Here is a 5,308-nt window from a genome sequence, read left to right on the forward strand (position 1 = left end):
GCCCACCCGCACGGCGGACCCGGCACCCGAGCCCGACCCGGAGCCGCAGGGCACCTCCTCCGGCACCGCGGCCACGCCCCCGGCCTCCTGCTCGGTCGACTACGACGTGGTCAACGAGTGGCCGGACGGCTACCAGGCCACCGTCACCGTGACGCCCGGCCACCCCCTGAACGGCTGGCACGTCGCCTTCACCCTCCCCGCCGGCCACCGCATCACCCAGATGTGGGACGCCTCGTCCCACCAGACGGGCTCCCGCGTCACCGCGACGGCGGCCGACTACAACGCCACGGTCGCCCAGGACAGCACCGTGGCCTTCGGCTTCATCGCCGCCCGCCGGACCGACGACACCCACGCGACCGACTTCGCCCTCAACGGGGAGTCCTGCGCGGTGGCGTGACCCCCCCTCAGCCGGCGGCCAGCCGCCCCACCAGCAACCCCGCCGGCGGCGCGCCCCATGCCGACAGGTGCCCTCAGGTGCCGACAAGCCGGGGCCGGATAAATCGTTGGCGGCCCGCCGCCGCGCCCTCTACTGTGTGCCGTGTCGGCAGGGCGCCCAACGGGTGCCGATCGTGACGAGGTTCTTGGGAGGTGTGACCGATGGCTGTCTCTGTGATGGGCCGTGCCCGAATCCAGTCGTTCGTTCCGTCCACCTCCGTGGCCTCCGGCTGACCCGACCTCTCTTCGCGCGTCGGTGAACGCGCGCCGCCGGGGCCGCCCTTCGAAGGGTTCCCGTTGAACTTCTCCTCTCTTTCCACCCCCGCGCACGCTCTCGCTCCCTACGGCTGGGACGAGGAGTGGGCGGACGCCTTCGCCCCGTTCGCCGCGCAGGGACTGGTGCCGGGCCGCGTGGTCCGGGTCGACCGGGGGCTGTGTGACATGGCCACCCCGGACGGCGTGATCCGCGCCGACACCGAGTACGTCGTCCCCCGCGACCCCATGAAGGTCGTCTGCACGGGCGACTGGGCCGCCGTCGACCCCGAAGGCGCCCAGCCCCGCTACGTGCGTACGCTGCTGCCGCGCCGTACCGCGTTCGTGCGGTCCACCTCCTCCAAGCGGTCCGAGGGGCAGATCCTCGCCGCAAACGTCGACCACGCGGTCGTCGCCGTGTCGCTCGCCGTCGAGCTGGACCTCGCCCGGATCGAACGGTTCCTCGCCCTGGCGTGGGAGTCCGGGGCGCAGCCGGTCGTGGTGCTCACCAAGGCCGACCTCGTACCGGACGCGGCGACCCGGTCGTACCTCGTGCAGGACGTCGAGACGACCGCGCCCGGCGTGCCCGTCCTCACCGTCAGCGCGCAGGACGGCGAAGGGCTCGACGTGCTCGCCGCGGTCGTGTCCGGCGGGACCTCGGTCCTGCTCGGGCAGTCCGGCGCGGGCAAGTCCACCCTCGCCAACGCCCTCCTCGGCGAGGACGTCATGGACGTCCAGGCCACCCGGGACGTCGACGGCAAGGGCCGCCACACCACCACGACCCGCAACCTGCTCCTGCTGCCCGGAGGGGGAGTCCTCATCGACACCCCCGGCCTGCGGGGCGTCGGCCTGTGGGACGCCGGCACCGGTGTGGGCCAGGTGTTCTCCGAGATCCAGGATCTCGCCGAGCACTGCCGGTTCCACGACTGCGCCCACGAGAGCGAGCCCGGCTGCGCCGTCCTCGACGCCGTCGAGACCGGCGAGCTGCCGCAGCGGCGCCTGGACAGCTACCGCAAGCTGCTCCGGGAGAACCAGTACATCGTCGCCAAGACCGACGCCCGCCTCCGCGCGGAGATCCGCAAGGACTGGAAGCGCAAGGGCGCCATCGGCAAGGCGGCCATGGAGGCCAAGCGGGGCCGGCTGCGCTGACACCCCGCCCCGCCGGGCGCCCTCGACGGCACCCGGCGGGGCGGCTCAGCCGGACCCCCGCAGCTCCAGCACGTACCGCGCCGTCAGCGCCACCGTCCGGTCCCCGTCCCCGGTCAGCGACCTCAGCGTGTGCGTGGCCGCCGGGCCGGGGATCTCCGCCAGCGCCTGCGTCAGACGGCGGCGCGCCGACGCGTCCACGGCCGGGTCGGCGAGGCGGTCCGCCAGCTCCGCCACGACGCGGTCCGCCACCGCCGCGTCGCCCGCCAGCGTGCCCAGCGCGTCCGCCGCGTCGACGTCGTTCGCCTCCTCGACGACCATGCCGACCAGTTCCGGCATCGCCTGAGCCACCCCGCGCGCCCCCAGCTCCAGAGCCGCCGTCCGCCGCACGGACGGGTCCGCGTCCCCCAGGGCGTCCCGCAGCAGCGCCGTCGCCCGCTCGCCCGGGATCTCCACCAGGCACCGCACCGCCCGCCCCCGCACCGCCGGCAGCGCCGACCGCAGCCCCGCCGCCAGCAGCTCGGGCCCCCGCTCGCCCGCCTGCGCCAGCGCCCACCGCAGGGCCCCGGCGACATGCGGGTCCGTCTCGCTCAGCACCGCCTCCACCAGCGCCTCCACCGGCACCGGCGCCGTGTCCACCGACGACAGAGCCGCCCGCTGCCGCATCCCCGCGTCCCCCGACCGCAGGTTCCGCAGCAGCGCGACGACCTGGAGGACCTCCTGCCAGTCGGCGGGTTCCGCCGCGTCGATCCGCCGGAGCCGGGTCAGCAGCTCCGTCTCCCGCGCGATCCGCTCCCGCGTCCGCCGCGCCAGGTCCGCGACCAGCCCGGACGGGGTGAACCCGGGGTCGTCCAGGGCACGGCCCGCGTCCCGCAGCGACAGGCCCAGCGACCGCAGGCTCTCCACGTGGAAGATCCGCCGGATGTCCTCCTCCGTGTACGCGCGGTAGCCCGCCGCCGTGCGGCCCGTCGGCCGTACCAGGCCCAGCGACTCGTAGTGCCGCAGCATGCGGGGGCTCACCCCGGACCGCCGCGCCACCTCACCGATCAGCACCCCTGTCTCACTCCTCACTTACCGGGAGGCCCGTCCGGACCCAGCGACACCACGCGCTTCGCCTCCTCCACCGCGTCCGCGAACCCCGCCTCGGGGTCGCGCCGCAGCCGCTCCGTGGCGAGCGCGTGCTCCCGTACCAGGGGGTCCGGGTGATCCGAGGCCGCCCGCACCGGCGGGACCGCCGGCTGACCGAGCTCGATCAGCGCCCGGCTGAGACTGAGCCGCGTCTCCCGCCCGCCCCGGCCCAGCTGGGACACCAGCACCTCCGCCAGCTCCGCCCCTTCGTCCTCCGGCGCCAGCAGCACCGCCGTGCGCCAGGCGGTCCGCGCCACCTCGTCGTCCGGGTCGGTCAGCAGCGACCGCGTGATCGCCGGCCACACGCTCCGGTCCCGGATCTTGGACAGGGTGTGCAGCGCCTGACTCCGGGCGCGGTCGTGCGGCGACCGCAGCTCGGCCAGGACCCGCGGCACCGTCTCCGCCTCCGGGTGCCGGGTCAGGGCCCACGTCAGCATGTCCCGCACATGGAACACGGGTTCCACCCCGCACCGCTCCACCAGCGGCTCCACGAACTCAGGGTCCGGGTCCGCCCCGGCCGCCAGCGCCGCGCGCAGCCGTACCGAGGAGTCGTCGTGCCGCAGTCCCGCGAGCACACGTGATGTTGTCGTCTCCGCCTTGGGCGTGGTCATCGGAGCACCTCCAGGCCCGCCAGTGAAGACCTTCTCACCGTGTCAGGGTCAAGCGCCGCCTTCCGAAGCCCCCGAGCCGGGGTTCCATGTCCGATTCCCGCCAGCCGCGCCGCTCCCGCCAGGGGACACTGGACCCCATGACGGACGAGGACAGCAGGTACGAGGCGGTGCGCAGCCGGGACGCCCGGTTCGACGGCGCGTTCTTCTTCGCCGTCGAGACCACCGGCATCTACTGCCGGCCCAGCTGCCCCGCGGTCACCCCCAAACGCGCCCATGTGCGCTTCTTCACGACCGCCGCCGCGGCGCAGGGCGCGGGCTTCCGGGCCTGCCGGCGCTGCCGCCCCGACGCCGTGCCCGGCTCCGCCGAGTGGAACGTACGGGCCGACGTCGTGGGCCGCGCCATGCGCCTCATCGCCGACGGCGTCGTCGACCGCGAGGGCGTCGCCGGGCTCGCCGCCCGCCTCGGCTACAGCGCCCGGCAGGTGCAGCGGCAGCTCACCGCCGAGCTGGGCGCCGGACCGGTCGCCCTCGCCCGCGCCCAGCGCGCCCACACCGCGCGGGTCCTGCTCCGGACCACCGGCCTGCCGGTCACGGAGGTCGCCTTCGCGGCCGGGTTCGCCAGCGTGCGCCAATTCAACGACACCGTCCGCGCCGTGTACGCCACCACGCCCACCGGGCTGCGCGCCGCCGCGCCCCGCACCGGCCGGTCCCGCCCCGGCACCCCCACCGCCGGCGTGCCCCTGCGCCTCGCCCACCGGGGCCCCTACCAGGCGGGCCCCGTCTTCGACCTGCTGGAACGCGAGGCCGTCCCCGGCGTCGAGGAGATCACCGGCCCGCCCGGCGCGCGCACCTACCGGCGCACCCTGCGCCTGCCCTACGGCACCGGCATCGCCGCCGTCGAGGAGCGCCCGCACACCGGCGCCGGCGCCCGCCCCGGCGGGTGGCTCGACGCCCGCGTGCACCTCACCGACCTGCGCGACCTGACCACCGCCGTGCAGCGGCTGCGCCGCCTGTTCGACCTGGACGCCGACCCGTACGCCGTCGACGAGCGCCTCGGCGCCGACGCCCGGCTCGCCCCGCTGGTCGCGGCCCGCCCCGGACTGCGCTCGCCCGGCGCCGCCGACCCCGACGAGGTCGCCGTACGGGCGCTCGTGGGCCGTGACACGGCCGCCGAGCTGGTCCGCCGCTACGGCAAACGGCTCGACGCGCCCTGCGGCGCGCTGACCCACCTGTTCCCCGAGGCCGCCGTCCTCGCCGACGCCGAGCCCGACGGCCCCCTGGGCGCGCTCACCGCCGCCCTCGCCGACGGCACCGTACGCCTCGGACCCGGCGCCGACCGGGACGCGGCACGGGACGCCCTCGCCGCCGTCCCCGGCCTCGACGACCGCACGGCCGCCGCGATCCGCACCCGCGCGCTCGGCGATCCCGACGTGGCCCCGGCCGGCCTCGACGCCCCCGACAGCTGGCGCCCCTGGCGCTCGTACGCCCTGAACCACCTGCGTGCCGCAGGGGAGTTGGAGTGACCCGCATGACGACGATGACGACGACGTACTGGACGCACGTGGACGGCCCGCTCGGACCGCTGCTGCTGACCGCCGCCCCGACCGGCGAACTGACCTCGCTCACCGTGCCCGGCCAGAAGAAGGCGACCGTGGTGCGGGACGACTGGACACACGATCCCGGGCCGTTCCGGGAGGCGGAACGGCAGCTCGCCGCGTACTTCGCCGGCGACCTCA

The 5,308-nt window shown here is 75.9% G+C and carries 5 protein-coding genes and 1 pseudogene; 4 read left to right on the forward strand and 2 right to left on the reverse strand.

Annotated elements, in window-relative coordinates; translation table 11 throughout:
• Both CCN29_RS31295 and rsgA read left to right on the forward strand, forming a co-directional pair.
• A partial coding sequence (locus CCN29_RS31295) for a cellulose binding domain-containing protein (protein ID WP_442538588.1) occupies positions 1-397 on the forward strand: 397 nt, incomplete at its 5' end.
• 335 nt (positions 398-732) lie between these two features.
• On the forward strand, positions 733-1,836 hold the full coding sequence (gene rsgA, locus CCN29_RS31300) for a ribosome small subunit-dependent GTPase A (RefSeq protein WP_086685898.1): 1,104 nt from the start codon (positions 733-735) through the stop codon (positions 1,834-1,836).
• Between the two features lie 45 nt (positions 1,837-1,881).
• Here the strand turns inward: rsgA and CCN29_RS31305 are convergent, their stop codons facing one another.
• Together CCN29_RS31305 and CCN29_RS31310 are read right to left on the reverse strand one after the other, a co-directional pair.
• A complete protein-coding gene (locus CCN29_RS31305; RefSeq protein ID WP_086685899.1) occupies positions 1,882-2,886 on the reverse strand; it encodes a MerR family transcriptional regulator in 1,005 nt (334 codons plus the stop codon).
• A 14-nt stretch (positions 2,887-2,900) separates the two neighbouring features.
• Positions 2,901-3,572, reverse strand: a complete 672-nt coding sequence (locus tag CCN29_RS31310; protein WP_086685902.1) for a HEAT repeat domain-containing protein — start codon at positions 3,570-3,572, stop codon at positions 2,901-2,903.
• A gap of 137 nt (positions 3,573-3,709) precedes the next feature.
• Between CCN29_RS31310 and CCN29_RS31315 the strand changes: the two genes are divergently transcribed.
• A complete protein-coding gene (locus tag CCN29_RS31315; RefSeq protein WP_086685904.1) occupies positions 3,710-5,095 on the forward strand; it encodes a bifunctional transcriptional activator/DNA repair enzyme AdaA in 1,386 nt (461 codons plus the stop codon).
• Between the two features lie 5 nt (positions 5,096-5,100).
• A pseudogene (locus tag CCN29_RS31320) lies at positions 5,101-5,308 on the forward strand (methylated-DNA--[protein]-cysteine S-methyltransferase); the annotation flags it as partial.

The sequence above is a fragment of the Streptomyces pseudogriseolus genome (assembly GCA_002154585.1).
Classification (GTDB): Bacteria; Actinomycetota; Actinomycetes; order Streptomycetales; family Streptomycetaceae; genus Streptomyces; species Streptomyces pseudogriseolus.